This is a genomic window from Novosphingobium sp. NBM11 (genome assembly GCF_015390225.1).
Lineage (GTDB): Bacteria > Pseudomonadota > Alphaproteobacteria > Sphingomonadales > Sphingomonadaceae > Novosphingobium.
On record NZ_VUOG01000001.1, the window covers coordinates 1,900,365 to 1,923,808 of the forward strand.

20 protein-coding genes are annotated in these 23,444 nt (G+C 65.8%); 12 read left to right on the forward strand and 8 right to left on the reverse strand.

The annotated features are described in order from the left end of the window. Nucleotides 1-201: 201 nt before the first annotated feature. The 4 genes from F1640_RS09055 to F1640_RS09070 all read right to left on the reverse strand — a co-directional run bounded on the left by F1640_RS09055 (nucleotide 202) and on the right by F1640_RS09070 (nucleotide 2,873). Nucleotides 202-642, reverse strand: a complete 441-nt coding sequence (locus F1640_RS09055; RefSeq protein WP_124808079.1) for a biopolymer transporter ExbD — start codon at nucleotides 640-642, stop codon at nucleotides 202-204. A 54-nt stretch (nucleotides 643-696) separates the two neighbouring features. After that, complete coding sequence (locus F1640_RS09060) at nucleotides 697-1,224, reverse strand: biopolymer transporter ExbD (RefSeq protein WP_124808078.1); 528 nt, start codon at nucleotides 1,222-1,224, stop codon at nucleotides 697-699. Nucleotides 1,225-1,356: 132 nt separating this feature from the next. Then, nucleotides 1,357-2,118 (reverse strand): MotA/TolQ/ExbB proton channel family protein, encoded by a 762-nt coding sequence (locus F1640_RS09065; protein ID WP_124808077.1) that lies wholly within the window; start codon nucleotides 2,116-2,118, stop codon nucleotides 1,357-1,359. An 89-nt stretch (nucleotides 2,119-2,207) separates the two neighbouring features. Beyond that, entirely contained in the window at nucleotides 2,208-2,873 is a 666-nt protein-coding gene (locus F1640_RS09070; protein ID WP_124808076.1) for an energy transducer TonB, read from the reverse strand. A 351-nt stretch (nucleotides 2,874-3,224) separates the two neighbouring features. Here F1640_RS09070 and F1640_RS09075 point away from each other — a divergent pair, with 351 nt between their 5' ends. The 3 genes from F1640_RS09075 to F1640_RS09085 are packed head-to-tail and all read left to right on the forward strand — an operon-like array spanning nucleotide 3,225 to nucleotide 5,936. Continuing rightward, nucleotides 3,225-4,094, forward strand: coding sequence for a hypothetical protein (locus F1640_RS09075; RefSeq protein ID WP_194918814.1), 870 nt, complete (start codon nucleotides 3,225-3,227; stop codon nucleotides 4,092-4,094). A gap of 49 nt (nucleotides 4,095-4,143) precedes the next feature. Continuing rightward, nucleotides 4,144-4,578, forward strand: a complete 435-nt coding sequence (locus F1640_RS09080) for a thioesterase family protein (RefSeq protein ID WP_125954086.1) — start codon at nucleotides 4,144-4,146, stop codon at nucleotides 4,576-4,578. Between the two features lie 32 nt (nucleotides 4,579-4,610). After that, nucleotides 4,611-5,936: a homoserine dehydrogenase gene (locus tag F1640_RS09085; protein WP_194918816.1), complete on the forward strand. Its 1,326-nt coding sequence runs from the start codon at nucleotides 4,611-4,613 to the stop codon at nucleotides 5,934-5,936. A 19-nt stretch (nucleotides 5,937-5,955) separates the two neighbouring features. Here F1640_RS09085 and F1640_RS09090 read toward each other — a convergent pair whose 3' ends face one another. Further along, the gene (locus F1640_RS09090) at nucleotides 5,956-6,399 is read right to left on the reverse strand and encodes a hypothetical protein (RefSeq protein ID WP_124808072.1); all 444 of its coding nucleotides are present in this window, start codon (nucleotides 6,397-6,399) and stop codon (nucleotides 5,956-5,958) included. 61 nt (nucleotides 6,400-6,460) lie between these two features. Between F1640_RS09090 and glpX the strand changes: the two genes are divergently transcribed. Next, nucleotides 6,461-7,456 (forward strand): class II fructose-bisphosphatase, encoded by a 996-nt coding sequence (gene glpX / locus F1640_RS09095; RefSeq protein ID WP_223806470.1) that lies wholly within the window; start codon nucleotides 6,461-6,463, stop codon nucleotides 7,454-7,456. A 72-nt stretch (nucleotides 7,457-7,528) separates the two neighbouring features. Beyond that, nucleotides 7,529-8,671 (forward strand): serine hydrolase, encoded by a 1,143-nt coding sequence (locus F1640_RS09100; protein ID WP_194918818.1) that lies wholly within the window; start codon nucleotides 7,529-7,531, stop codon nucleotides 8,669-8,671. Between the two features lie 96 nt (nucleotides 8,672-8,767). Here the strand turns inward: F1640_RS09100 and rpoC are convergent, their stop codons facing one another. Next, nucleotides 8,768-13,048, reverse strand: coding sequence for a DNA-directed RNA polymerase subunit beta' (rpoC, locus tag F1640_RS09105; protein ID WP_125954088.1), 4,281 nt, complete (start codon nucleotides 13,046-13,048; stop codon nucleotides 8,768-8,770). A gap of 125 nt (nucleotides 13,049-13,173) precedes the next feature. Continuing rightward, nucleotides 13,174-17,337, reverse strand: a complete 4,164-nt coding sequence (rpoB, locus tag F1640_RS09110) for a DNA-directed RNA polymerase subunit beta (RefSeq protein ID WP_124808068.1) — start codon at nucleotides 17,335-17,337, stop codon at nucleotides 13,174-13,176. Between the two features lie 362 nt (nucleotides 17,338-17,699). Between rpoB and F1640_RS09115 the strand changes: the two genes are divergently transcribed. The 5 genes from F1640_RS09115 to rplL all read left to right on the forward strand — a co-directional run bounded on the left by F1640_RS09115 (nucleotide 17,700) and on the right by rplL (nucleotide 19,945). Further along, the gene (locus tag F1640_RS09115; protein ID WP_190287126.1) at nucleotides 17,700-17,849 is read left to right on the forward strand and encodes a hypothetical protein; all 150 of its coding nucleotides are present in this window, start codon (nucleotides 17,700-17,702) and stop codon (nucleotides 17,847-17,849) included. Nucleotides 17,850-17,874: 25 nt separating this feature from the next. Next, nucleotides 17,875-18,405 carry a DUF2975 domain-containing protein gene (locus F1640_RS09120; protein ID WP_194918820.1) on the forward strand — a complete coding sequence of 177 codons (531 nt, stop codon included), beginning with the start codon at nucleotides 17,875-17,877 and terminating at the stop codon, nucleotides 18,403-18,405. Then, nucleotides 18,405-18,617, forward strand: a complete 213-nt coding sequence (locus tag F1640_RS09125; RefSeq protein WP_124808066.1) for a helix-turn-helix transcriptional regulator — start codon at nucleotides 18,405-18,407, stop codon at nucleotides 18,615-18,617. The genes F1640_RS09120 and F1640_RS09125 overlap by 1 nt, the downstream gene beginning before the upstream one ends. Before the next feature lie 371 nt (nucleotides 18,618-18,988). Further along, nucleotides 18,989-19,501: a 50S ribosomal protein L10 gene (gene rplJ, locus F1640_RS09130; RefSeq protein WP_194918822.1), complete on the forward strand. Its 513-nt coding sequence runs from the start codon at nucleotides 18,989-18,991 to the stop codon at nucleotides 19,499-19,501. Nucleotides 19,502-19,567: 66 nt separating this feature from the next. Beyond that, nucleotides 19,568-19,945 (forward strand): 50S ribosomal protein L7/L12, encoded by a 378-nt coding sequence (gene rplL / locus F1640_RS09135; RefSeq protein WP_124808064.1) that lies wholly within the window; start codon nucleotides 19,568-19,570, stop codon nucleotides 19,943-19,945. 222 nt (nucleotides 19,946-20,167) lie between these two features. Here rplL and F1640_RS09140 read toward each other — a convergent pair whose 3' ends face one another. Beyond that, nucleotides 20,168-21,496: a hemolysin family protein gene (locus tag F1640_RS09140; RefSeq protein WP_124808063.1), complete on the reverse strand. Its 1,329-nt coding sequence runs from the start codon at nucleotides 21,494-21,496 to the stop codon at nucleotides 20,168-20,170. A 161-nt stretch (nucleotides 21,497-21,657) separates the two neighbouring features. On the opposite strand from F1640_RS09140, the gene F1640_RS09145 reads away from it, so the two are divergent. Continuing rightward, the gene (locus F1640_RS09145) at nucleotides 21,658-22,350 is read left to right on the forward strand and encodes an OmpA family protein (RefSeq protein ID WP_124808062.1); all 693 of its coding nucleotides are present in this window, start codon (nucleotides 21,658-21,660) and stop codon (nucleotides 22,348-22,350) included. Between the two features lie 86 nt (nucleotides 22,351-22,436). After that, nucleotides 22,437-23,438: an aldo/keto reductase gene (locus F1640_RS09150; RefSeq protein WP_194918825.1), complete on the forward strand. Its 1,002-nt coding sequence runs from the start codon at nucleotides 22,437-22,439 to the stop codon at nucleotides 23,436-23,438. The last annotated feature ends 6 nt before the right edge of the window (nucleotides 23,439-23,444 follow it).

The following is a 23,444-nucleotide window of genomic DNA, read 5'->3' on the forward strand; positions in this document are numbered from 1 at the left end:
TACGCCGCGAACGTAGAGATTTCCCACCCCCACCCCCTCCCGCAAGCGGGAGGGGAGCGAGACGTGAGCTGCCGCAGGCGGCGCTGGTCGCAGCGGGGTGGGCCAGCCAAGCTTCACGCGTTCAAACTGCGCAACCCCCAAAAGCAAAGGGGGACGGATTGCTCCGTCCCCCCTCGTTCGTTCCCGCAAGGGGCGCGATGCTTATTCGCCGGCCTTCTGGAAGGTGGCGAAGTTCTCGTTGCCGACGAAGCCGAACTTCGTGACCTTCGAATCCGTGATGATCTTCAGGATCCGGTTCGCGGTCTCGTAGCTGGCGTATTCTTCCGGCTGGAACTGCAGTTCCGGTTCCGGATTCATCGCCTTGGTGGCCGACAGCAGCGAAACGAGCTGGCCTTCCGTCGTCGGCGCGCCGTTCCAGAGGATCTGGCCGGCGGTCGTGAGAACAAGCTTGTTCTTGACCGGATCGACCTTCTGGTCCGGGTTCGGCGGGCTTGCCTGCGGGAGGTTGATGTTGACCGCGTGGGTGGCCACGGGGATGGTGATGATGAACATGATGAGGAGAACGAGCATGACGTCGATCAACGGCGTCGTGTTCATTTCCATCATCGGCGAGCCATCATCCTTGCCGCCGCTCATTGCCATAAGGAGTTACTCCTGTTCGCTCTCTGGCCTGGTGTAACCGTTCGGTGACGAACGTCAGCCGTTCGGATCGACCGGGGTCGAGATGAAGCCGACCTTGGGGTAGCCCGCAGCCTGCACGTTGTAGATCGCACCGGCGATGCACTTCCACGGAACGTTGACGTCGCCGCGAATGTGCACTTCGGGGATCTTTTCCGGGTCCATGTTGGCGGCGCCGCCTTCACGCTTCACGATCGCGTCGAGACGATCGAAAGCCTGCTTGTACAGCTCCTGGTTGTCCACCGGCGTGATATTGTTGAAATAGACGCGGCACTGGCCGTTACGCGTCGAACCCTCGTAGCCAGGCTCCTTGGGGCTGCGCCCCGAGGCATCCGTGGAAACGACCGAGAGCATCAGGTTTTCGACCTTGTTCTGCGATTCCTCGGAGACAAGGATCGGAACCTTCAGCTTTTCGACCGTCTGGATCGCGACTGGCACCGCGATGAGGAAGATGATCAGCAGCACGAGCATCACGTCCACGAGCGGCGTGGTGTTGATGTCCGACATCGGGCGCTCTTCGCCGCCGCCACCTACAGACATTGCCATTGGTTACATCCTATCCGATTTGAGCCACGGGAGGGCCGGAGGTTCGGTTCGCGGTTCCCCGCCAACCTGGGCCTCCGGCAAGACCCGTGTTCCGGACAGGACCGGCGGCGAACCGCCGGTCCCGGCTTTCGATTACTTCTTGACCGGAGCCGCGGCGGCCGGAGCAGCCGGCTTGGCAGCGGGAGCGGCCGGAAGAGCCGGCTTCACCACGCCCTTCGAGGCGAGGTTCGCGAGAACGTCGGTGCTGAAGCCGGTCAGCAGTTCGGCAACGCGCTTGTTGCGGCTCTGCAGGTAGTTGTAGGCAAGCACGGCCGGAACGGCGACGAGCAGACCCAGCGCGGTCATGATCAGAGCTTCACCGACCGGACCCGCGACCTTGTCGATCGAGGCCGAACCGGCGAGACCGATCGCGATCAGGGCGCGATAGATGCCGACGACGGTACCGAACAGACCGATGAACGGCGCGGTAGCACCCACGGTCGCGAGGAACGGCAGGCCGCCAGCGAGCTTGGCGTTGATCGTGGCTTCCGAACGGGCGAGCGAACCGTGCAGCCAGTCGTGGGCTTCGGTGGCGTCCATCTTCGAAACCTGTTCGTCGGCGGCGATACCGTCGTCGACGACCTGGCGCCAGGCCGAGTTCTTCTCGAGCTTGGTGGCGCCTTCCTTCAGCGAGGCGGCGCGCCAGAAACCGGCGATGCTCTTGTACTGGCCCAGGATCTTCTGCTGTTCGAAGAACTTGGTGAACAGGATGAAGAACGAACCGAACGACATGATGCCGAGGATCACGACGGTGGCGTAGGAAATGAAACCGCCGGCCTGAAGGGCTTCGACGAAGCCGAACTTGTTCTGCGGCGCGGCATCGGTGGCCGCAGCGGCGAGAGTCTGGATAAACATTCGGGTCTTCCTCTCAAAATCAAGTCAAAGTGCGAAAAGCTGATGATCGCGGAGAACGCTATTTCAAAACATCCCCGGGGTCTGCCGGATCAATCCTTCGGGATGACCCAGCGGATCGAGCTTGCGTAGCTACCCGTGGTCGGATTGCCCTCGCCATCGGTGGCCGGAGTGAAGCGCGCGCGACGACGGACGTTCGCGCAGGTCGCATCGTCCAGATCAGGGCTGCCGCTCGACTTGGTGATCTGACAATCGACCACCTTGCCGTCGGTACCGATGGAGACACGGAAGCCCGTAACGCCTTCGCGTTCTTCACGCAGCGCACGCGAAGGATAGTCGTTCGACGTCGCCCAGTTTGCCGGGCTGCCCTTCGGCGAAGCGCCCTTGGGCTGGAACCGGGGAGGCGGCGGCGGCGGCGGCGCGGCGGGAGCCGGCGGCAGCACGACAGGCGCAGGCGCAACGACCGGCGGCGGCGTGGTAACGGCCTGAACCTGCGGAGCCGGCGCGTTAAAGCTGATCGGCGGCGGCGGAGCCACGATCGGCGGCGGCGGCGTATCCTGCTTCGGCGGCGGAGGCGGCGGTTCCTCCGGCGGCTTGTCTTCCTCGATCTTGACCGCCGAGGTCACCTCTTTCACCTTCTTGAACGCCGAGTACGCCAGCCCGCTCACCAGCGCATAGCCAACGACGACATGAAGGATCGCGACGATGATGAGCGCGGTGATCTTGTTACCGCTCATCTGTTGGTCAGCGTATGCCATTCAGCTCCAATACTCCATGATCGTCCACTCCGGTCCCGAACCGACGCACCCCCCGGTGCACCGATTCCGGCCAAAGCAGAGCCTTCGGACAGAATCACCGTTCCATCCGACTGGCCAAACCAATAGAATTCAATCCACCCTGCCGGCAACCCGGTTACCGCCGACATCGGGCGCAAGGAGCCCGGCGGCGGCATCTCGGACTTGTGTTTTCAGCATTGCCCGAACGGGGCGAGCTTTAACTCCGAAGGCAAAGGCGCGCAAATGCTTTTCCGGTTAAGGTTCGATTCACGGTTGCACTGTCTGAAAATCCGGAAAAAACCGACGTACCCGATCACAGCGGAAGGACCGCCCATGCCCCCTATCCCGTTCCGCGTCCCAGCGCTCGCCGCGGCCCTCGCGCTGGCCGGCCTGACCAGCCCTGCCGGGTCGCAAACCCCGGCTCAACCCGCGATTCGCACCGCCTTTCCGGTCACGGCAACGTATGCGGACCTCGCCGATCTGGCGGTGCCGGCGCGCATCGTCGCGCGCGCGGAGGTGACGAAGATGGCGCCTCTTAAACCCGAACAGGCGCCCGACGTGGCGCCCGGCCACATCCGCGTCTATCTCGAAGCCCGCACCACCGCCGTCCTGATTGGGTCCGATCTGGGCGAATCGCTGCGGTTTCTGGCCGACGTGCCGCTCGATGCGCTGGGGAAAGCGCCCAAGCTCCGGAAAACGCAGGTTCTGCTCTTCGCGCAGGCAGTGCCGGGCCGGCCCGGCGAGCTACGGCTTGTCGCGCCCGATGCGATCATCCCGGCCACGCCCGAGGTCGAGGCCACCACCCGGTCGATCCTGACCGCGCTCGTCGCGCCCGACGCCCCGCCGACGATCACCCGCCTGCGCGAGGCGCTGCACGTATCCGGCAATCTCGTGGGCGAAGGCGAAACGCAGCTTTTCCTCGCCACGGCGAACGGCGCGCCGGTTTCCATCTCGATCCTGCGCCGCCCGGGTGAACCGACGCGCTGGGGCGTCAGCTTCACCGAAATTGTGGACCAGGCCGCGCGCGCGCCGGCGAAGGATACCCTGGCCTGGTATCGGCTCGCCTGCTTCCTGCCCCCTGCCCTGCCGCCACAGGCCAACCTTTCCGGATCGCCGGCAGACCGGCGCGCGGCCGCAGAGGACTATGCGCTGGTGCTGACGGACCTTGGCCCCTGCACGCGCAGCCGCCAACCCGCCGGTTAAGGCCCGGGTGAGGGCTTGCCGGCACCGTCGGCGCGGCTACAAGGCGGCCATGCCTTACGATCGCGACACGCCGTTCCGCCACACCTTCCGCGTCCGCTATGCCGAGTGCGATCCGCAGGGCGTCGTCTTCAATTCGCGCTATCTTGAATACGCGGATGTCCTGATCAGCGAATTCTGGCGGGCGCTGGGCGTCAAGAGCGTCGGCGAAGGGTCGTTCGAAGTGCATGTGGCGCGCGCGATCGTCGATTACCGCGCGCCGATCCGCCCCGACGAGTTGATCGAAGGGCGCATCTGGCCCGGGCGTTTCGGCAACAGCAGCATGGTCACGCATATCGAACTGCACGGCGCCGGCGATGACGCCAGCCTGCGTTCGGCGATCGAGCTCGTGCAGGTCCACGTCGATCTCGAAACCGGCCAGTCGCAGCGCATTCCGGACGTAGTCCGCGCCCTGTTCGGCGTTGCGGAATTTGTCCACCCCGCCTAGGGCGCGAGCCGAAACCTGACGATGGGGATACCATGAGCGAACCCTTGCGCATCGCGCTTGCCGGACTGGGCACTGTCGGCGGCGGGGTGATCCGGCTGATCGAGACCAATGCGGAGATCATCGCGCGCCGCGCCGGGCGCCCCATCGTGATCACCGCCGTCAGCGCGCGCAACCGTGGCAAGGACCGGGGCGTCGATCTTTCCGGTTACCACTGGGAAGACGACATGGTTATCCTGGGCGAACGACCCGATGTGGACGTGGTGGTCGAACTGGTCGGCGGCGCGGATGGCCCGGCGCTGGCGCTGGCGCGCACCACGTTCGAAGCGGGCAAGGCGCTGGTCACCGCGAACAAGGCGATGATCGCGCACCACGGCATCGAACTGGCGACACGCGCCGAAGCCGCGAAAGCCGCGCTGAAGTTCGAGGCGGCCGTCGCCGGCGGCATCCCGGTGATCAAGGGCTTGAAGGAAGGCGCCGCCGCCAACGCGATCCAGCGCGTCTATGGCATTCTCAACGGCACCTGCAACTACATCCTCTCGACCATGGAGGACACCGGGCGCGACTTTGCCGACGTGCTCGCCGAAGCGCAGGCCAAGGGCTATGCCGAAGCCGATCCCACGTTTGATATCGATGGCATCGACGCCGCGCACAAGCTGTCCATCCTGGCCAGCGTCGCGTTCGGTACCGCGACCGATTTCCAGTCGGTCATCGCCACCGGCATCCGTCGGGTGCTGGCCGCCGACATCGCGCAGGCCGACGCGCTGGGGTACTACATCCGCCTGATCGGCATGGCCGAAACAGACGTGGATGCCCATGGCAACCGCCGCCTGTTCCAGCGCGTGCACCCCCACCTTGTCCACCGCGATCATCCGCTGGCCCATGTCGATGGCGCGACCAATGCGGTCGTGGTCGAAGGCAACTTTGCCGGGCCACTGCTGTTCCAGGGCGCGGGCGCGGGCGATGGCCCGACGGCCAGCGCCGTCGTCGCCGATCTGATCGACATCGCGCGCGGAGACATCGGCGCGCCGTTCTCGATTCCCGTGGCCGAACTGGACCCCGCCACGCCGGCCGCCAGCGGCCATCGTAGCGGCCGCGCCTATCTGCGCTTCACCGTGGCCGACCGGCCCGGCGTGCTCGCGGAAATCACCGCGGCGATGCGCGATGCCGGCGTCTCCATCGAGAGCATGATCCAGAAGGGGCGCGGCGTGGCCGGCGATGCGCCGGGCGCCGGGCAGGTCCTCGTCGCGATGGTCACCCACGAAGGGCCGGAAAGCGGGATTGCCGAAGCGCTGCGCCTGCTCGAAGGTTCGCCCAGCCTGGCCGAAGCCCCGCTGGTCATGCACATTCTCGGCGAATAACCGCCTCAGGCCAGCACTTTCAGGGCGCCGGGATCTCGCCGTTGGCGATCTTCTCGGCGTCGGACCCCTTCGGCGGTTCGGGCAACGCCGTGATGTCGAAGTAATAGACCGGCGCGGGCACCTTGCCGACGCGGATGCACCCGCGCGAGCAATCCGGCAATCCGCTGACGTTGGGCGCGCGCGGCAGGCCATCGTTGGTGGAACGCGCGGTGTCGGTCTGGTCGCGGTTGGGCAGGCGCTCCTTCTCGTTGCGCTCGGCATCGCCGCACACAACGATCTGGCCCGGAATGCGCGAGCGGGGGCGACACTCGGGACGGCGCAGATCAACCTGCTCCTTCTGCGTATCGATCGCCTGTTGAACCCGCCTGTCGGCTTCGGAAGCAACGTTCTGCGCAAGAACCGGCGAAGAAAAAGCAATCGGCAGTGCCAATATGGGCAGGAACAGCAAAGCTATTCTCGACAAGACCTGTCCCTCGCGTCTAGGGCCATCGCATTCGCCTGCGCAGCCTGAATCAGGAGTTAACGTGAGCAGCCAATCTACCGCAAAGCCCGCCCCCTCCAAGGTACTAGATCGCGTTCTCGTCCTGGAAATGGTCCGCGTGACCGAAGCCGCCGCGATCGGCGCCGCCAAACTGATCGGCCGGGGCGATGAAAAGGCTGCCGACGCCGCCGCCGTGGAAGCGATGCGCATCGCGTTCAACGAACTCTACATGGACGGCACCGTCGTGATCGGCGAGGGCGAGCGCGACGAGGCACCGATGCTCTATATCGGCGAAAAGGTTGGCGCCGCGCCCGACAAGGGGCCGAAGATCGACATCGCGCTCGATCCGCTGGAAGGCACGACGATCACCGCCAAGGCCGGCCCCAATGCGCTGGCCGTGCTGGCCGCCGCCGAGGAAGGCGGCCTGCTCAACGCGCCCGACGTTTACATGGAAAAGCTGGCCGTGGGGCCGGGCTATGCCGAAGGCATCATCGATCTGGCCAAGAGCGTGAGCGAAAACGTGAAGGCGGTGGCCGACGCCAAGGGCGTGGCGCCGTGCGACATCACGGTCTGCGTGCTCGATCGCCCGCGCCATGCCGATATCATCGCCGAACTGCGCGGTCTGGGCTGCGGCATCCACCTGATTCCCGATGGGGACGTGGCCGGGGTGATCGCGGTGACCAACGAGGACACCGGCATCGACCTCTACATGGGCACCGGCGGCGCGCCTGAAGGCGTGCTGGCGGCAGCCGCGCTGCGCTGCGTCGGCGGCCAGTTCAAGGGCCGCCTGCTGTTCCGCAACGAGGACGAGAAGGCCCGCGCCCGCAAGTGGGGCATCGAGGATCTGAACAAGATCTACGATCTCAAGGAACTGGCCAAGGGCGATTGCATCTTCGCGGCAACCGGCGTGACCGACGGATCGTTGCTGAAGGGCGTGAAGGTCCGCAAGGACGGCGTGATGACCACCGACAGCGTGGTGATGCGCGCCGCGTCGGGCACCGTGCGCTGGGTGCGCGGCGAGCACCGCAACAAGCACTGATCGCCGCTTTCATCGGTTCTTGCACCCTTTGTCCGTCTGGGCCACCGTGACGGGCAAAGGGAGAGGACCTGCATGAACGGCGCGATGGAATTCGAGGCGGCGCTCGCCGCCGCAAACCTGCCCGGCGCGGTGGCGCTGGTCACCGACAGCACTGGAACCCGGTACCTGCGCGCCTTCGGCATGGCCGACGCGGTGGCCGGCGTGCCGATGCGGGAAGACACGCTCTTCCAGATCGCCTCGATGACCAAGGCGCTCACCTCCACCGCCGCGCTGCAACTGGTCGAACGCGGCCAGCTAGACCTCGATGCGCCGATCGGCGCGATCCTGCCCGATCTGGCCGATCTGCCCGTGCTGGAAGGGTTCGATGAGGCCGGCCAGCCCATGCTGCGCGCGGCTCGCACACCGGTCACGCTGCGCCACCTGCTGCTCCACACCGCCGGCTGCGGCTATACCTTCATGGACGAAACCCTGCTGCGTTGCGCCAAGGCCGGCCCGAAGACCGCGCCCGGCAGTCGCGAAAGCCTGCGCCTGCCGCTGCTGTTCGATCCGGGCACGCAATGGCAGTACGGCACCGGCACCGACTGGGTGGGCCTCGCCGTCGAGGCGGTTTCAGGCCTGTCCTTGCAGGACTGGTTCGATCGCGAACTGACCGGCCCGCTGGGCATGACGGCAACGCGCTTTCACGCCGATCTTCCCGCCAACGCATCGCAGGTCCATGCCCGCGACGCCGACCGCGGGTTCGTGACGGTGCCAATGGTGCTGGGCGTCGGCAGCTATCAAAGCGGCGGCGGCGGCCTTTCCTCCACCGCAACCGACTATGCGCGGTTCCTGCGCATGGTGCTGCGCGGCGGCGAGCTGGACGGCGTGCGCGTGGTCTCGCCGGAAACGGCACGGCTGATGCGGGCGGACGCGCTGCCCGCGTCGCTCTCGGCCGGGGTGCTGACCAGCGCCCTGCCCCAGCTCGCCACGCCGTTCGATCCGCTGCCGGGGCAGCGCGGCGGCTGGACGCTGGGCGGCTTCCTGGTGAACACCGAGACGGGGCCGGCGGGCCGCTCGCCCGGCAGCCTGCACTGGGCCGGCATCCTCAACTGCTATTACTGGATCGATCCCGCGCGCGACATGGCCGGCGTGATCCTGGCCCAGCTGGCGCCGTTCGCCGATCCCGGCGCGCTCTCCGCCTTTGCCGCGCTGGAACGGCTGGCCTGCGCGCAATAGGCGCCACGAGACCGCGCGCGCACGTCCCGCACGAAAAAGCCCCGCCGGATCGCTCCGGCGGGGCTTTTCTGGTCGGGCCTGCAAAGGCGCGAAGGCTTACGCCTCGTCGCCTTCGATCAGGTATTCGCCGGCGTCCGCGTCGGTGCCGTGGGTTTCACCCTCGACCGCCGCCAGCGGATCGTTACCGATCGCCGCTTCGGGACCCTGCGCCAGTTCGGCGGCATGTTCCTCGGCCGCCGTTTCCGGCGCGATCAGCGATTCCTGCAGCTTGCGATAGGACGCGCGGAGCGCGGCATCGCGGCTGGAAGCGGCCACGCGCAGTCGGTTCATGCCCGCACCGGTACCGGCGGGGATGAGACGGCCGACGATGACGTTTTCCTTCAGACCGATCAGGCTGTCGCGCTTTCCTTCGACCGCCGCCTGCGTCAGCACGCGGGTGGTTTCCTGGAACGACGCGGCGGAGATGAACGAACGCGTCTGCAGGCTGGCCTTGGTGATGCCCAGCAGCACCGGCTTGCCTTCGGCCGGGCGCAGGCCCGCTTCCAGCTTGCCGTTGACTTCGTTCATCTCTTCGAGATCGACCTGCTCGCCCGGCAGCAGGGTGGTATCGCCGCCATCGGTGATTTCCACCTTCTGCAGCATCTGGCGAACGATCACCTCGATGTGCTTGTCGTTGATCTTCACGCCCTGCAAGCGGTAGACTTCCTGGATTTCCGCGACGAGGTATTCCGCCAGCGCCTCGACACCGAGGACTTCGAGAATGTCGTGCGGGTCCGGCGAGCCGGAGATCAGGTTGTCGCCCTTCTTGACGTAGTCGCCTTCCTGAACGTCGATCACGCGGCTCTTGGGCACCAGGTACTCGACCGGTTCACCCTCTTCCGGGATAATCGCGATCTTGCGCTTGGCCTTGTAGTCGCGGACGAATTCGATCCGGCCCGCGATCTTGGCGATGATCGAGTTGTCCTTGGGCTTGCGCGCCTCGAACAGCTCGGCCACACGCGGCAGACCGCCGGTGATGTCGCGGGTCTTGGCGGCTTCGCGGCTGGCGCGGGCGAGAATGTCGCCGGCGTTGACCTCCTGGCCGTCCTCCACCGAGAGCGTCGTGCCCACCGCGAGCATGTAGCGCGCGGTTTCGCCCGAGTTCTCGTCCAGCAGGGTCAGGCGCGGACGGAGATCATCCTTCTTGGCCCGCCCGCCGGCGCGGTTCTCGGTGACGACGCGCTGCGCGATACCGGTCGCTTCGTCGACCTGTTCGGTCAGCGTGCGGCCGTCGATCAGGTCCTGATAGCGCACGATACCCGGCTTTTCGGTGATGACCGGGGTGGTGAACGGGTCCCATTCGGCCAGGCGATCGCCCTGGCTGATGATCGCGCCGTTCTCGTGCAGCAGGTGCGTACCATAGGGCACGCGGTGCATCGCGCGTTCGCGGCCTTCGGTATCCATCACCACGATTTCGCCGTTGCGGGCCAGCGACAGGCGGCGGCCACGGCTGTCCGTGATCGTCGGGATGTCGCGGTACTGCACGGTACCGTCGCAGAGCGATTCGAGGTGCGACTGCTCGTTGAGCTGCGCCGCACCACCGATGTGGAAGGTACGCATGGTCAGCTGCGTGCCCGGCTCGCCGATCGACTGCGCGGCGATGACGCCCACCGCCTCGCCGATGTTGACCGGCGTACCGCGCGCGAGGTCACGGCCATAGCACTTGCCGCACACACCCTGCTGCGCTTCGCAGATCAGCGGCGAACGGATGCGCGCGGACTGGACGCCCGCCGCCTCGATCTTCGCCACCGCCGGCTCGTCCAGCAGCGTGCCCTTCTCGACGATGACAGCTCCGGTCTTCGCCTCGATCAGGTCTTCGGCCAGCGTGCGGCCGAGGATGCGTTCGCCCAGCGAGGCGATCGTCGTACCGCCCTGCACGATCGCGCGCATTTCGAGCGCCCGTTCGGTGCCGCAATCGTCGATGATCACCACGCAGTCCTGCGACACGTCGACCAGACGGCGGGTCAGGTAGCCCGAGTTCGCCGTCTTGAGCGCGGTGTCGGCCAGACCCTTGCGGGCGCCGTGCGTCGAGTTGAAGTATTCAAGGACGGTCAGGCCTTCCTTGAAGTTCGAGATGATCGGCGTTTCGATGATCTCGCCCGAAGGCTTGGCCATCAGGCCGCGCATGCCCGCAAGCTGCTTCATCTGCGTCGGCGAACCACGCGCGCCGGAGTGCGACATCATGTAGATCGAGTTGACCGGCTTTTCGCGGCCGTGCTCGTCCACCGGGGTCGCGCGGATTTCGTCCATCATGGCGTTCGCCACCTGGTCGCCGCAACGGCTCCAGGCGTCGATGACCTTGTTGTACTTTTCCTGCTGCGTGATCAGGCCGTCCTGGTACTGCTGCTCGTAATCGGCCACCAGTTCCTTGGTTTCGTTGACCAGCGCATCCTTGCTGTCGGGGATGATCATGTCGTCCTTGCCGAACGAGATGCCCGCCTTGAACGCGTTGCGGAAGCCGAGGCTCATGATCGCGTCGGCGAACAGCACGGTCTCCTTCTGGCCGGTGTGGCGATAGACCTGGTCGATGACGTCCGCGATTTCCTTCTTGGTGAGCAGGCGGTTGACCAGCTCGAAGGGAACCGTGTGGCTCTTGGGCAGACATTCGCCGATCAGCATGCGGCCCGGCGTGGTCTCGTACCGCTTGAGGTACTGCTGACCGCTCTCGTCCGTCTGCGGCACGCGCGCGATGATCTTGGAGTGCATGGTCACGGCACCGGCGTGCAGCGCCTGATGCACTTCGGCCATGTCGGCCAGCATCATGCCTTCGCCGGGCTCGCCCTTGCGATCCATCGACAGGTAGTAAAGCCCCAGCACCATGTCCTGCGACGGCACGATGATCGGCTTGCCGTTGGCGGGGCTGAGGATGTTGTTGGTCGACATCATCAGCACGCGCGCTTCGAGCTGGGCTTCCAGCGAAAGCGGCACGTGGACGGCCATCTGGTCACCGTCGAAGTCGGCGTTGAAGGCCGAGCAGACCAGCGGGTGCAGCTGGATCGCCTTGCCCTCGATCAGCACCGGCTCGAACGCCTGGATGCCAAGGCGGTGCAGCGTCGGCGCGCGGTTCAGCATCACCGGGTGTTCGCGGATCACCTCGTCCAGGATGTCCCAGACTTCCTTGCGTTCCTTCTCGACCCACTTCTTCGCCTGCTTCAGGGTCATCGAGAGACCCTTGGCGTCGAGGCGGGCGTAGATGAACGGCTTGAACAGTTCGAGCGCCATCTTCTTGGGCAGGCCGCACTGGTGCAGCTTCAGTTCCGGACCGGTCACGATGACCGAACGGCCCGAATAGTCGACGCGCTTGCCGAGCAGGTTCTGGCGGAAGCGGCCCTGCTTGCCCTTGAGCATGTCGGAGAGCGACTTCAGCGGACGCTTGTTGGCGCCAGTGATCACGCGGCCGCGGCGGCCGTTGTCGAACAGCGCGTCCACCGCTTCCTGCAGCATGCGCTTTTCGTTGCGCACGATGATGTCGGGCGCGCGCAGCTCGATCAGGCGCTTCAGGCGGTTGTTGCGGTTGATGACGCGGCGGTACAGGTCGTTGAGGTCCGACGTGGCGAAGCGGCCGCCGTCCAGCGGCACCAGCGGGCGCAGTTCCGGCGGAATGACCGGCACCACGTCGAGGATCATCCATTCCGGGCGGTTGCCCGAATCGATGAACGATTCCACGACCTTGAGGCGCTTGATGATCTTCTTGGGCTTCAGCTCGCTCTTGGTGGTGGCGAGCTCCTCCATCAGGTCCTTGCGTTCCTGTTCGAGGTCGAGGTCGATCAGCATCTGCTTGACCGCTTCGGCGCCGATGCCGGCGCTGAACGCGTCTTCGCCGTATTCGTCCTGCGCGTCGAGCAGTTCGTCCTCGGTCAGCAGCTGGTAGCGTTCGAGCGGGGTGATGCCCGGCTCGATCACGACATAGCTTTCGAAGTAGAGGATGCGCTCAAGCTGCTTGAGCTGCATGTCCAGCAGCAGGCCGATGCGCGAGGGCAGCGACTTCAGGAACCAGATATGCGCGACCGGGGCGGCCAGCTCGATGTGGCCCATGCGCTCGCGGCGCACCTTGGTGACGGTGACTTCGACGCCGCACTTTTCGCAGACGACGCCCTTGTACTTCATGCGCTTGTACTTGCCGCACAGGCATTCGTAGTCCTTCACCGGACCGAAGATGCGCGCGCAGAACAGGCCGTCGCGCTCGGGCTTGAACGTGCGGTAGTTGATCGTTTCCGGCTTCTTGATCTCACCGAAGGACCAGGAGCGGATGCGCTCGGGCGAGGCCAGACCGATCTGGATCTGGTCGAACGTCTCGGGCTTGGCGAGCTGGTTGGTGAATTTGGTCAGGTCGTTCATCGGTTTCTTCCTTTATCCCCCTCCCGATCGCGGGAGGGGTTAGGGGTGGGTCTGGTGCCGGGGTGGCGCCTGGTCGGCCCACCCCGATCCCCTCCCGCAAGCGGGAGGGGCGATGCGAAGTCCCTTTACTCCGCCGCCTCTGCAAGGCCGTCGTCGTCTTCCTGATCGTCCAGCGACGACAGTTCGACGTTGAGGCCCAGCGAGCGCATTTCCTTGACGAGCACGTTGAAGCTTTCGGGAATGCCGGCCTCGAAGGTGTCGTCGCCCTTGACGATCGCTTCGTAGACCTTGGTGCGGCCGACCACGTCGTCCGACTTCACCGTCAGCATTTCCTGCAGCGTATAGGCCGCGCCGTAGGCCTGGAGCGCCCAGACCTCCATTTCCCCGAAGCGCTGGCCACCGAACTGGGCCTTGCCGCCCAGCGGCTGCTGGGTGACGAGGCTGTACGGCCCGATCGAACGCGCGTGGATCTTGTCGTCGACCAGGTGGTGCAGCTTCAGCATGTAGATGATGCCCACCGTGACCTTGCGGTCGAAGGCTTCGCCCGTGCGCCCGTCATAGAGCGTGGACTGGCCCGAGGTGTCGAGACCGGCCTTGGTCAGCATCGCCGAGATGTCGGATTCGCGCGCGCCGTCGAACACCGGGGTGCCCATGGGTACGCCGGCCTTCAGGTTCTCGGCCAGCTCGACGATCTCGGCCGTGTTCCGGCTGTCGATATCGGCGTGATACTGCTCGCCGTACACGTCCTTGAGCTTGTCGATCAGCACGCTCGGCGGCGCGGCCGCTTCCGGATTGGGATTGGCATAGCGCCAGTCCTCAAGCGCGTGCTTGATCTGCTGGCCCAGGCCGCGCGCGGCCCAGCCCAGGTGGGTCTCGAAGATCTGCCCGACGTTCATGCGCGAAGGGACGCCCAGCGGGTTCAGCACGATGTCGACGTGGGTGCCATCTTCCAGGAACGGCATGTCCTCGATCGGCAGGATGCGGCTGATGACGCCCTTGTTGCCGTGACGGCCGGCCATCTTGTCGCCCGGCTGCAGCTTGCGCTTCACCGCGACGAAGACCTTGACCATCTTGAGCACGCCCGGAGCGAGTTCGTCGCCGCGTTCGAGCTTTTCCTTGCGGTCCTCGAACTTCTCCTGGATCGCCTTGACGGTCTCGTCGTACTGCGCCTTGACCGCTTCAAGCTGCGCCTGGCGCGCATCGTCGGCCACCGCGAACTTCCACCATTCGTGGCGTTCGACATCGGCAAGCACCTGCTCGTCGATCTCGATGCCCTTCTTCAGGCCCTTCGGCGCGGCCGCGGCCACCTGGCCGAGCAGCATGTCGCGCAGACGGTTGAAGGTGGCGCGGTTGAGGATCGCGCGTTCGTCCTCGCGGTCCTTGGCGAGGCGTTCGATTTCCTCGTTCTGGATGGCGCGGGTACGGTCGTCGATCTCGATGCCGTGGCGGTTGAACACGCGCACTTCGACGATCGTGCCCGAAACGCCCGGTGGCAGGCGGAGCGAGGTGTCGCGCACGTCGCTGGCCTTTTCGCCGAAGATCGCGCGCAGCAGCTTTTCTTCCGGGGTCATCGGCGATTCACCCTTGGGGGTGATCTTGCCGACCAGAATGTCGCCCGGATGCACTTCGGCGCCGATGTAGACGATGCCCGCCTCGTCGAGGTTGCGCAGCGCTTCCTCGCCGACGTTGGGGATGTCGCGCGTGATGTCTTCCGGCCCCAGCTTGGTGTCGCGGGCCATGACCTCGAACTCCTCGATGTGGATCGAGGTGAACACGTCGTCCTTCACGATCCGTTCGGAGATCAGGATCGAGTCTTCGTAGTTGTAGCCGTTCCAGGGCATGAACGCGACGAGCGTGTTCCGGCCGAGCGCCAGCTCGCCGAGATCGGTCGAGGGACCGTCGGCCAGCACGTCGCCCTTTTCGACCACGTCGCCCACCTTCACCAGCGGACGCTGGTTGATGCAGGTGTTCTGGTTCGAACGCTGGAACTTCTGCAGCGTGTAGATGTCCACGCCCGACTGGCCGGGTTCGACATCGCCCGAAGCGCGGATGACGATACGCGTCGCGTCGACCTGGTCGACGATGCCGCCGCGCAGCGCCGCGATCGCGGCGCCCGAATCGCGCGCCACGGTCTCTTCCATGCCGGTGCCCACGAACGGCGCGTCAGCCTTGACCAGCGGCACCGCCTGGCGCTGCATGTTCGAGCCCATCAGCGCGCGGTTGGCGTCGTCGTTTTCCAGGAACGGAATGAGCGAGGCGGCCACCGAAACGAGCTGCTTGGGGCTGACGTCCATCAGCGTGATCGTGTCGCGCGGAGCCATCACGAATTCGCCGTTCTGGCGCGCCGAGACGAGTTCCTCGACGAACGAGCCGTCGGCCGTGGTTTCGGCCGAAGCCTGCGCCACGGTGTGCTTCTGCTCTTCCATGGCCGAGAGGTACACGACCTCCTTGGTCACCTTGCCGTCCACGACCTTGCGGTACGGCGTTTCGATGAAGCCGTACTTGTTCACGCGGGCGAAGGTGGACAGCGAGTTGATCAGACCGATGTTCGGGCCTTCCGGCGTTTCGATCGGGCAGATGCGGCCATAGTGGGTCGGGTGAACGTCGCGGACTTCGAAGCCCGCGCGTTCGCGGGTAAGACCGCCCGGCCCAAGCGCCGAAACGCGGCGCTTGTGCGTCACTTCGGACAGCGGGTTGGTCTGGTCCATGAACTGCGAGAGCTGCGACGAGCCGAAGAACTCGCGCACCGCAGCCACAGCGGGCTTGGCGTTGATCAGGTCGTTCGGCATCACGGTCGAGACGTCGACCGACGACATGCGCTCCTTCACCGCGCGTTCCATGCGCAGCAGGCCGACGCGGTACTGGTTCTCCAGCAGCTCGCCCACCGAACGCACGCGGCGGTTGCCGAGGTTGTCGATGTCGTCGACTTCGCCCTTGCCGTCCTTCAGGTTCACCAGTTCCTTGACCACCGCGAGGATATCGTCGGTGCGCAGGGTGGTGACCGTGTCGGGGCAGTCGAGGCCAAGGCGCATGTTGAGCTTGACGCGGCCCACGGCCGAAAGGTCATAGCGGTCGGCGTCGAAGAACAGGCCATCGAACAGCGCTTCGGCGGTTTCGCGCGTCGGCGGCTCGCCGGGGCGCATCACGCGGTAGATGTCGGCCAGCGCCTGGTCGCGGTCCTCGGCCTTGTCGGCCTTCATCGTGTTGCGGATCCACGGACCGGTGTTGACGTGGTCGATGTCGAGCAGCTCGAGCCGGTCGACGCCCGCCTTGTCGAGCACTTCGAGGTTCTCGGGGCTGACTTCGTCGCCCGCCTCGATCCAGATGCGGCCAGTCGATTCGTCGATCAGGTCCTTGGCCGAATAGCGGCCGAAGATTTCCTCGGTCGGGATCAGCAGTTCCTCAAGCCCGTCCTTGGCCGCCTTGTTGGCCGCGCGCGGGCTGATCTTCTGGCCGGCGGGGAAGATCACCTCGCCCGACTTGGCGTCGACGATGTCGAACGCCGGCTTCGCGCCGCGCCACTGCTCCAGCACGAACGGCACGCGCCAGCCGCCTTCGCCGCGCGCCCAGGTGACCTTGTCGTAGAAATAGTCGAGGATCTGCTCGCCGTTGAGGCCCAGCGCATAGAGCAGCGCCGTGACCGGCAGCTTGCGCTTACGGTCGATGCGGACGTTGACGATGTCCTTGGCGTCGAACTCGAAATCGAGCCACGAACCGCGATAGGGGATCACACGGGCGGCGAAGAGGTACTTGCCCGACGAGTGCGTCTTGCCGCGGTCATGGTCGAACAGGACGCCCGGCGAACGGTGCATCTGCGACACGATGACGCGCTCGGTCCCGTTGATGAAGAAGGTGCCGTTGTCGGTCATGAGCGGGATATCGCCCATGTAGACGTCCTGCTCCTTGATATCGATGAGCGACTTGGTTTCGGTCTCGGCGTCGACCTCGAAGGTCGCCAGCTTGAGCGTCACCTTCATCGGCGCGGCATAGGTGATGCCGCGCTGGCGGCATTCGTTGACGTCGTACTTCGGCGCCTCGAGCACGTAGCCGTCGCGCTCCTTGATATCGAGGCTGGCGGTGCCGGCGAAGTCCTGGATCGGGAACACCGACCGCAGCGTCTTTTCCAGGCCCGAGACATAGCCCGTGGCCGGATCGGAGCGCAGGAACTGCTCGTAGGATTCGCGCTGAACCTCGATCAGGTTCGGCATCTGCACGACTTCGTGGATGTCGCCGAAGATCTTGCGGATGCGCTTCTTCACGCCGGGGCGTGCGGGAGCCTTGGTCGCCATGGAGGAGTTCTGCCTCTTCGCTCTATCAAAGGCCGGGCGAACCCGGCGAAACGGTGCCAAACGCGGCGTTGGCGCATCAAACGCGAAAAGGCCGCACGGCACGGCACCCGATTCGGGAACCCGGCCAGCAGCCTTCGCGTCAGATAAACCCGCGCGCTTCCTTCCTTGTGCCGTCCCCCGCGTATGGGAAAGCCTTGCTCGAAGCGCCGGTTGTGAAAGGCCATATAGGGAGGCGATCGCGCGCTGTCAAAGGGGTGGCCGCAGTTCGACGCGACCTACATATCGATTTTCGATATTATTGATTGACGATAAGAATAGATACTCTTATTGAATATCGATATCGACCACCTGGAGAAGTCCCCATGCCCAGCCCTCGCCTTGCAGGATCGCGCACCGCCATCGTGCCGCTCGCCTGCGCGCTGCTGCTGCTCCTTCCAGCGCTTGCCACCGCCACCGCATCGGGACCGCGCCAGGCGCTTGCCCCCACGTTGCCGCTGCCGACGCTCGCCTGACCCTATCAACGAGGAAACCACCACCATGTCTCTTCGCCCCCGCGACCCCCTGCTGACGGCGGGGCGCCTGATCGTCACCGCCGGCCTCGGCCTCGCAGCCCTGATCGGCGTGACCAGCCTGCTCGGCGCCCCGGCCATCGTCCTGTTCCGAGCCGACGTGCTCGCCGGCATCGCCTCGGAAACCGGCCACGCCGCCAGCACCCAGACCATTCTAGGCCTCGCCGTGATCCTGCTGCTGATCGCCGCAATGGCCGGCGCAGCCTTCCTGTTCCTGCTCGACCTGCGGCGCATCATCGACAGCGTGGGCGCCGGCGATCCCTTCATCCCCGCCAACGCCCGGCGCTTGACCCGCATGGGCTGGCTGACGCTGGCGGTGGAAGGTATGTCGTGGCCCGTCGGCGCGATGGGCGTGTGGCTGGCCGGCATGATCGGCAACGCCACGGCGGACTTCGATATCTCGCCGGGATCGTTCCTGCTGGCGATCGTGCTGTTCATTCTCGCCCGCGTCTTTCGCGAAGGGGCGCGGATGCGCGACGATCTGAAAGGAACCGTGTGATGCCGGTCGTGGTCAAGCTCGACGAACTGCTCCAGGCCAGGGGTATGACGCTCACCCAACTGGCCGAGCGGGTCGACATGACGCTCGCCAACCTGTCCATCCTCAAAACCGGCAAGGCCAAGGCGATCCGCTTCTCGACGCTGGAAGCCATCTGCCAGGAACTGGGATGCCAGCCGGGCGATCTGCTGGGCTACCGGGGCGAGGCGGAGTGACCGCACCGCGCGGCCTCCGGCCCTTGCCACGGGGACTCCAGCCTTGACTCGGCGCCCCGTCCTGCTATTGGCCCGCCCCTGATCGAAGGGCGCAAGTCCCGACATCATCCGTCCGAGACAGCTGGTGCGGGCTTCCCGCTTAATCTCCAGCCTAGGCGGGGAAAAGAGTTTCCGGGGCCGCGTGCCCCTTGGCCCGGCGTTCCGCCCCGCGGATCGTGGTGCCAGCCGCGCTTTCGGGCGCACCTCCTTCCCTTGTCAACGGACTCGCCGGTGCTCCTCTGTGGGGCATCGACCCCTGCATCCGCAGGGGCAAGCAAACGTAGCCGGCCGTTCCGGGCCTGTCCCGGGCGGCCATTGTGAAGGAGTAAGGCATGGATCGTTCGCAGAAAGCCGAATCGGTCGCGTTCCTGAACTCGGTCTTCTCCGAGGCCGGCGCGGTGGTCATCACCCGCAACCTCGGCATGACGGTGGCCCAGTCCACCGCCCTGCGCACGAAGATCCGGGAAGCGGGCGCGACTTACAAGGTTGCGAAGAACCGTCTTGCCAAGCTTGCCGTCGCGGGCACCGATTACGAAGGCATTGGTGATTTCCTCACCGGTCCGACGGCGATCGCTGCCTCGGCCGATCCGGTTGCCGCCGCCAAGGCGGTGATCGAATTCGCCAAGACCACCGACAAGATCGAAATTGTCGGCGGCGCGATGGGTGGCCAGATTCTCGATGCGGAAGGGGTCAAGGCGCTCGCCTCGATGCCGTCGCTCGACGAACTGCGCGCCAAGCTTATCGGCCTCATCCAGGCTCCGGCCACGAAGATCGCCCAGCTCACCACCGCTCCGGCGGCGAAGCTGGCCCGTGTCTTCGGCGCCTACGCCAAAGAAGCCGCGTAAGACGTATCGAAACGATTTTCGTCCGGCGCGCCGCGCCGGGCGCCACGAAATCAGGAGTGAAATATCATGGCCGATATCGCCAAGCTTGTTGAAGAACTGTCGAAGCTGACCGTCCTCGAGGCCGCTGACCTCGCCAAGGCCCTGGAAGAAGCATGGGGCGTTTCCGCCGCTGCCGCCGTTGCCGTTGCCGCCGCTCCGGCTGCCGGTGGCGAAGCTGCCGCCGCTGAAGAAAAGACCGAATTCGACGTCATCCTGACGGGCGACGGTGGCAAGAAGATCCAGGTCATCAAGGAAGTCCGCGCGATCACCAACCTGGGCCTGACCGAAGCCAAGGCGCTGGTCGAAGGCGCGCCGAAGGCCGTCAAGGAAGGCGTTTCGAAGGCGGAAGCCGAAGAAATCAAGAAGAAGATCGAGGAAGCCGGCGGCACCGTCGAGCTCAAGTAATCTTCTTCCGGTCTTCCGGACAGAAACAGCAAAGGGCGGTCCTTCGGGGCCGCCCTTTTCGTTTGCGGTTGCGGAGGCGGCGTGCCGCCTGCAGCGCGTCATCCCGTGGATCGTCATTGCGAGGGGCGAAGCCCCGCGGCAATCCAGAGCCCCACGTGGTGCCCTGGATTGCTTCGCTAACGCTCGCAATGACGAAGCAGGTCAACCTGAAGCCGTCACGCTCTACCCGTCCAGCTCCGCCTTTTCGGGATGCGCGGCCTTGATCCGGCTCACCAGCACCTTGTCGATCTTGCGGCCGTCCATGTCGACGATCTCGAAGCGCCAGCCCTGCTCGGCGAAATGTTCGCCCTCCGTCGGCAGGTGCTTGAGCACCGACAACACATAGCCCGCGGCGGTGGCGTAATCGCGGTCTTCGGGCAGGTCGATCGCCAGCCGGTCGCCCAGCGCGTCGGCGGGCAGCGCCCCGGCGATCAGCAGCGAACCGTCGTCGCGCTCCACGATCATCGGCGCATCGCCCTCGTCGCCGTGGCCCACGAAATTGCCGGCGATCGCCGCCAGCAGGTCCGCCGGGGTGACGATGCCTTCCAGATGGCCGTATTCGTCATGCACCAGCGCCAGCGCGACTTCGGCCTGCTGGATCACGCGCAACGCATCCATGGTGTCGAGCTGGTCGGGCACGATCGCCGGCTTCTTCATCAGCCGCGTCAGCATGATCTTGCGCCCGCGCAGCAGCACCGACAGCACGTCGCGCACCTTGGCCACGCCCACGATCCGGTCGACCGAACCGTCTGCCACCAGCAGCAGCGAATGCGGGCTGTCCTCAATCGCGGCGCGGATTTCCGCCTCGCTCGCCTTGCGCTCGATCCAGTGCAGTTCGGTGCGCGGCGTCATCACCTCGCGCACCGGGCGCTCGGCCAGCCGCATCACGCTGGTCATCAGCGCGCGCTCGTCCTCCTCGATCACGCCGGAGCGGGTGGCCTCGGCGAAGATCATCTGGAGTTCCTCCGCCGTGACTTCCTGCTCGGCGCCCTTGTTCAACCGCAGCAGGCGCAGCAGCAGGCCGGACGAGCGGTCCAGCGCCCACACGAACGGCGCGTTGATGCGGGCGATCAGCACCATCGGGCGCGCGGCGACGATGGCGATCGGTTCCGCCGCGCGTAGCGCCAGCTGCTTGGGCACCAGTTCCCCGACGACGAGGCTGAGGTAGGTGGTGATCGCGATGACCAGGATGAAGCCCGCCTCGCCGGCATAGCGCGCGGGCACGCCCGCCGCCGCCAGTCGCTCGCCCACCGGGCCGCCCAGGCTCGCGCCCGAATAGGCGCCGGCAACGATGCCGACGAGGGTGATGCCGATCTGCACGGTCGAAAGGAACTTGCCGGGATCGGCCGCCAGCTCCAGCGCGGTGCGCGCGCCCCGGCTGCCGGCCTCGGCCGCAACCTTCAGACGCGCCGGACGCGCGGAAACGATCGCCAGTTCCGACATGGAAAACAGGCCATTGAGCACGACGAGGCCCACGATGACGAAGACGTCAGGCCAGGGAAAAGGTGTCACGCCCTGTCCGCTAGCAGATTCATCGCCATTCGCGAAGTCCCACCGTTCGGGAACAGTTCAGACTGGCGGTGCGTAATCAGGTCGATGTAGGTTAATCACGCCGGTTCACCGCCGCGGGAGAGAGCGGCCGGGGCGAAGCGTCGCAAGAAGGGGAATACAACATGAAGATTCGTCGGGTCCTCGTTTCGAGCCTGTGCGCGGTGTCGCTCGTCAGCCTCTCGGCCTGCGTCACCGATCCCAACACGGGCGAGAAGAAGGTATCGCGCACCGCCATCGGCGGCGTCGGGGGCGCGCTGGGCGGCATGCTGCTGGGCGGCCTGATCGGCGGCAAGACCGGCCGCATCCTGGGCGCGGGCATCGGCGGCATCGCCGGCGCCGCGGTGGGCTATTCGATGGACAAGCAGATCAAGCAGCTGCGCGAATCCACCGCCGGCAGCGGCGTGGACGTGACGCCGACCGACAACGGCTCGGCCATTCTCGTCAACCTGCCCAACGGCGTGACGTTCGATACCGACAGTTCGGCGATCAAGCCCACGTTCCGCGATACGCTGGACAAGGTGGCGCAATCGCTCAACCAGTATCCGGACAGCCTGATCGACGTGTACGGCCACACGGATTCGACCGGATCGGACGCCTACAACCAGGCCCTTTCGGAACGCCGCGCCCGCGCGGTGGCCGATTACCTGACCTCGCGCGGGGTGTCCTATTCGCGCATCCGCAGCCAGGGCTTCGGCGAGACGCAGCCGGTCGCCTCGAACGATACCGAGGCGGGCCGTTCGGCCAACCGCCGCGTCGAGATCAAGATCGTGCCGATCTCGCAGGATGACGTGGCGCGCGCCCGCTCGGGACAATGATGCGACCCTGATGGCATGATTCCGAACCAGCCGGGTTGACGTTCCGCGCGCCCGGCTGGCATCGGCGTGGCAAAGGAGATTCTGCCATGCCGATCCAACGCCGCTCCATCGCCGGACGCCCGACCAACCCCGTGGGGCTCGGCTGCATGTCGCTGAGTTGGGCCTATGGCGGCCGCCCGAGCGACGAGGACGGGCTGCGCCTGCTCGATCGCGCGATAGAGGTAGGCTACGATCATTTCGACACCGCCCGCCTCTATGGCCTGGGCCACAACGAAACGCAGGTCGGCAAGGCGCTGAAGGGCAAGCGCGACAAGGTGTTCCTCGCCTCCAAGATGGGCATCTTCGCCAGCGGGGAGAAGCGCGGGATCGATTGCCATCCCGATACGATCCGCAGCGAACTCGAAGTCTCGCTGCGCCTGCTCCAGACCGACCACATCGATCTCTACTATATGCACCGGCGCGATTTCAGCGTGCCGATCGAGGAATCGGTCGGCGCGATGGCGGACCTTGTGCGCGAGGGCAAGATCGGCGCGATCGGCCTGTCCGAAATGTCGGCCGAGACGCTGCGCAAGGCCGCCGCCGTCCACCCCATCGCCGCGATGCAGACCGAATATTCGCCGTGGACGCGCCAGGCGGAAATCGCCGTACTCGAAGCCTGCCGCGAACTGGGCACGACCTTTGTCGCCTTCTCGCCCGTCGCGCGCGGCGTTCTCGCCAACGGCGTGGCGGACCCGGCGGCGCTGGAGGAAAAGGACATCCGCCGCGCCATGCCACGCTTCCAGGGCGATAACTGGACGCACAACTACGGCCTGGTGCAACAGTTCAACGCCATCGCCACCCGCGCGGGCGTGACACCGGCGCAATTGTCGCTCGCCTGGGTGCTGTCGCGCGGGGAGCATGTCGTCGCCATCCCTGGCACCGGCAAGATCGCGCATCTCGAGGAGAACATCGCCCGCTGGGACTGGGTCCTTCCCGCCGATGTGGCCGCCGAAGTGGACGCGCTGATCAACCAGCAGACGGTCGCCGGCCACCGTTACGCCGGGGCGATGCTGCCGACGATCGACACCGAGGATTTTGCAGAAGCCTGAGAAGTG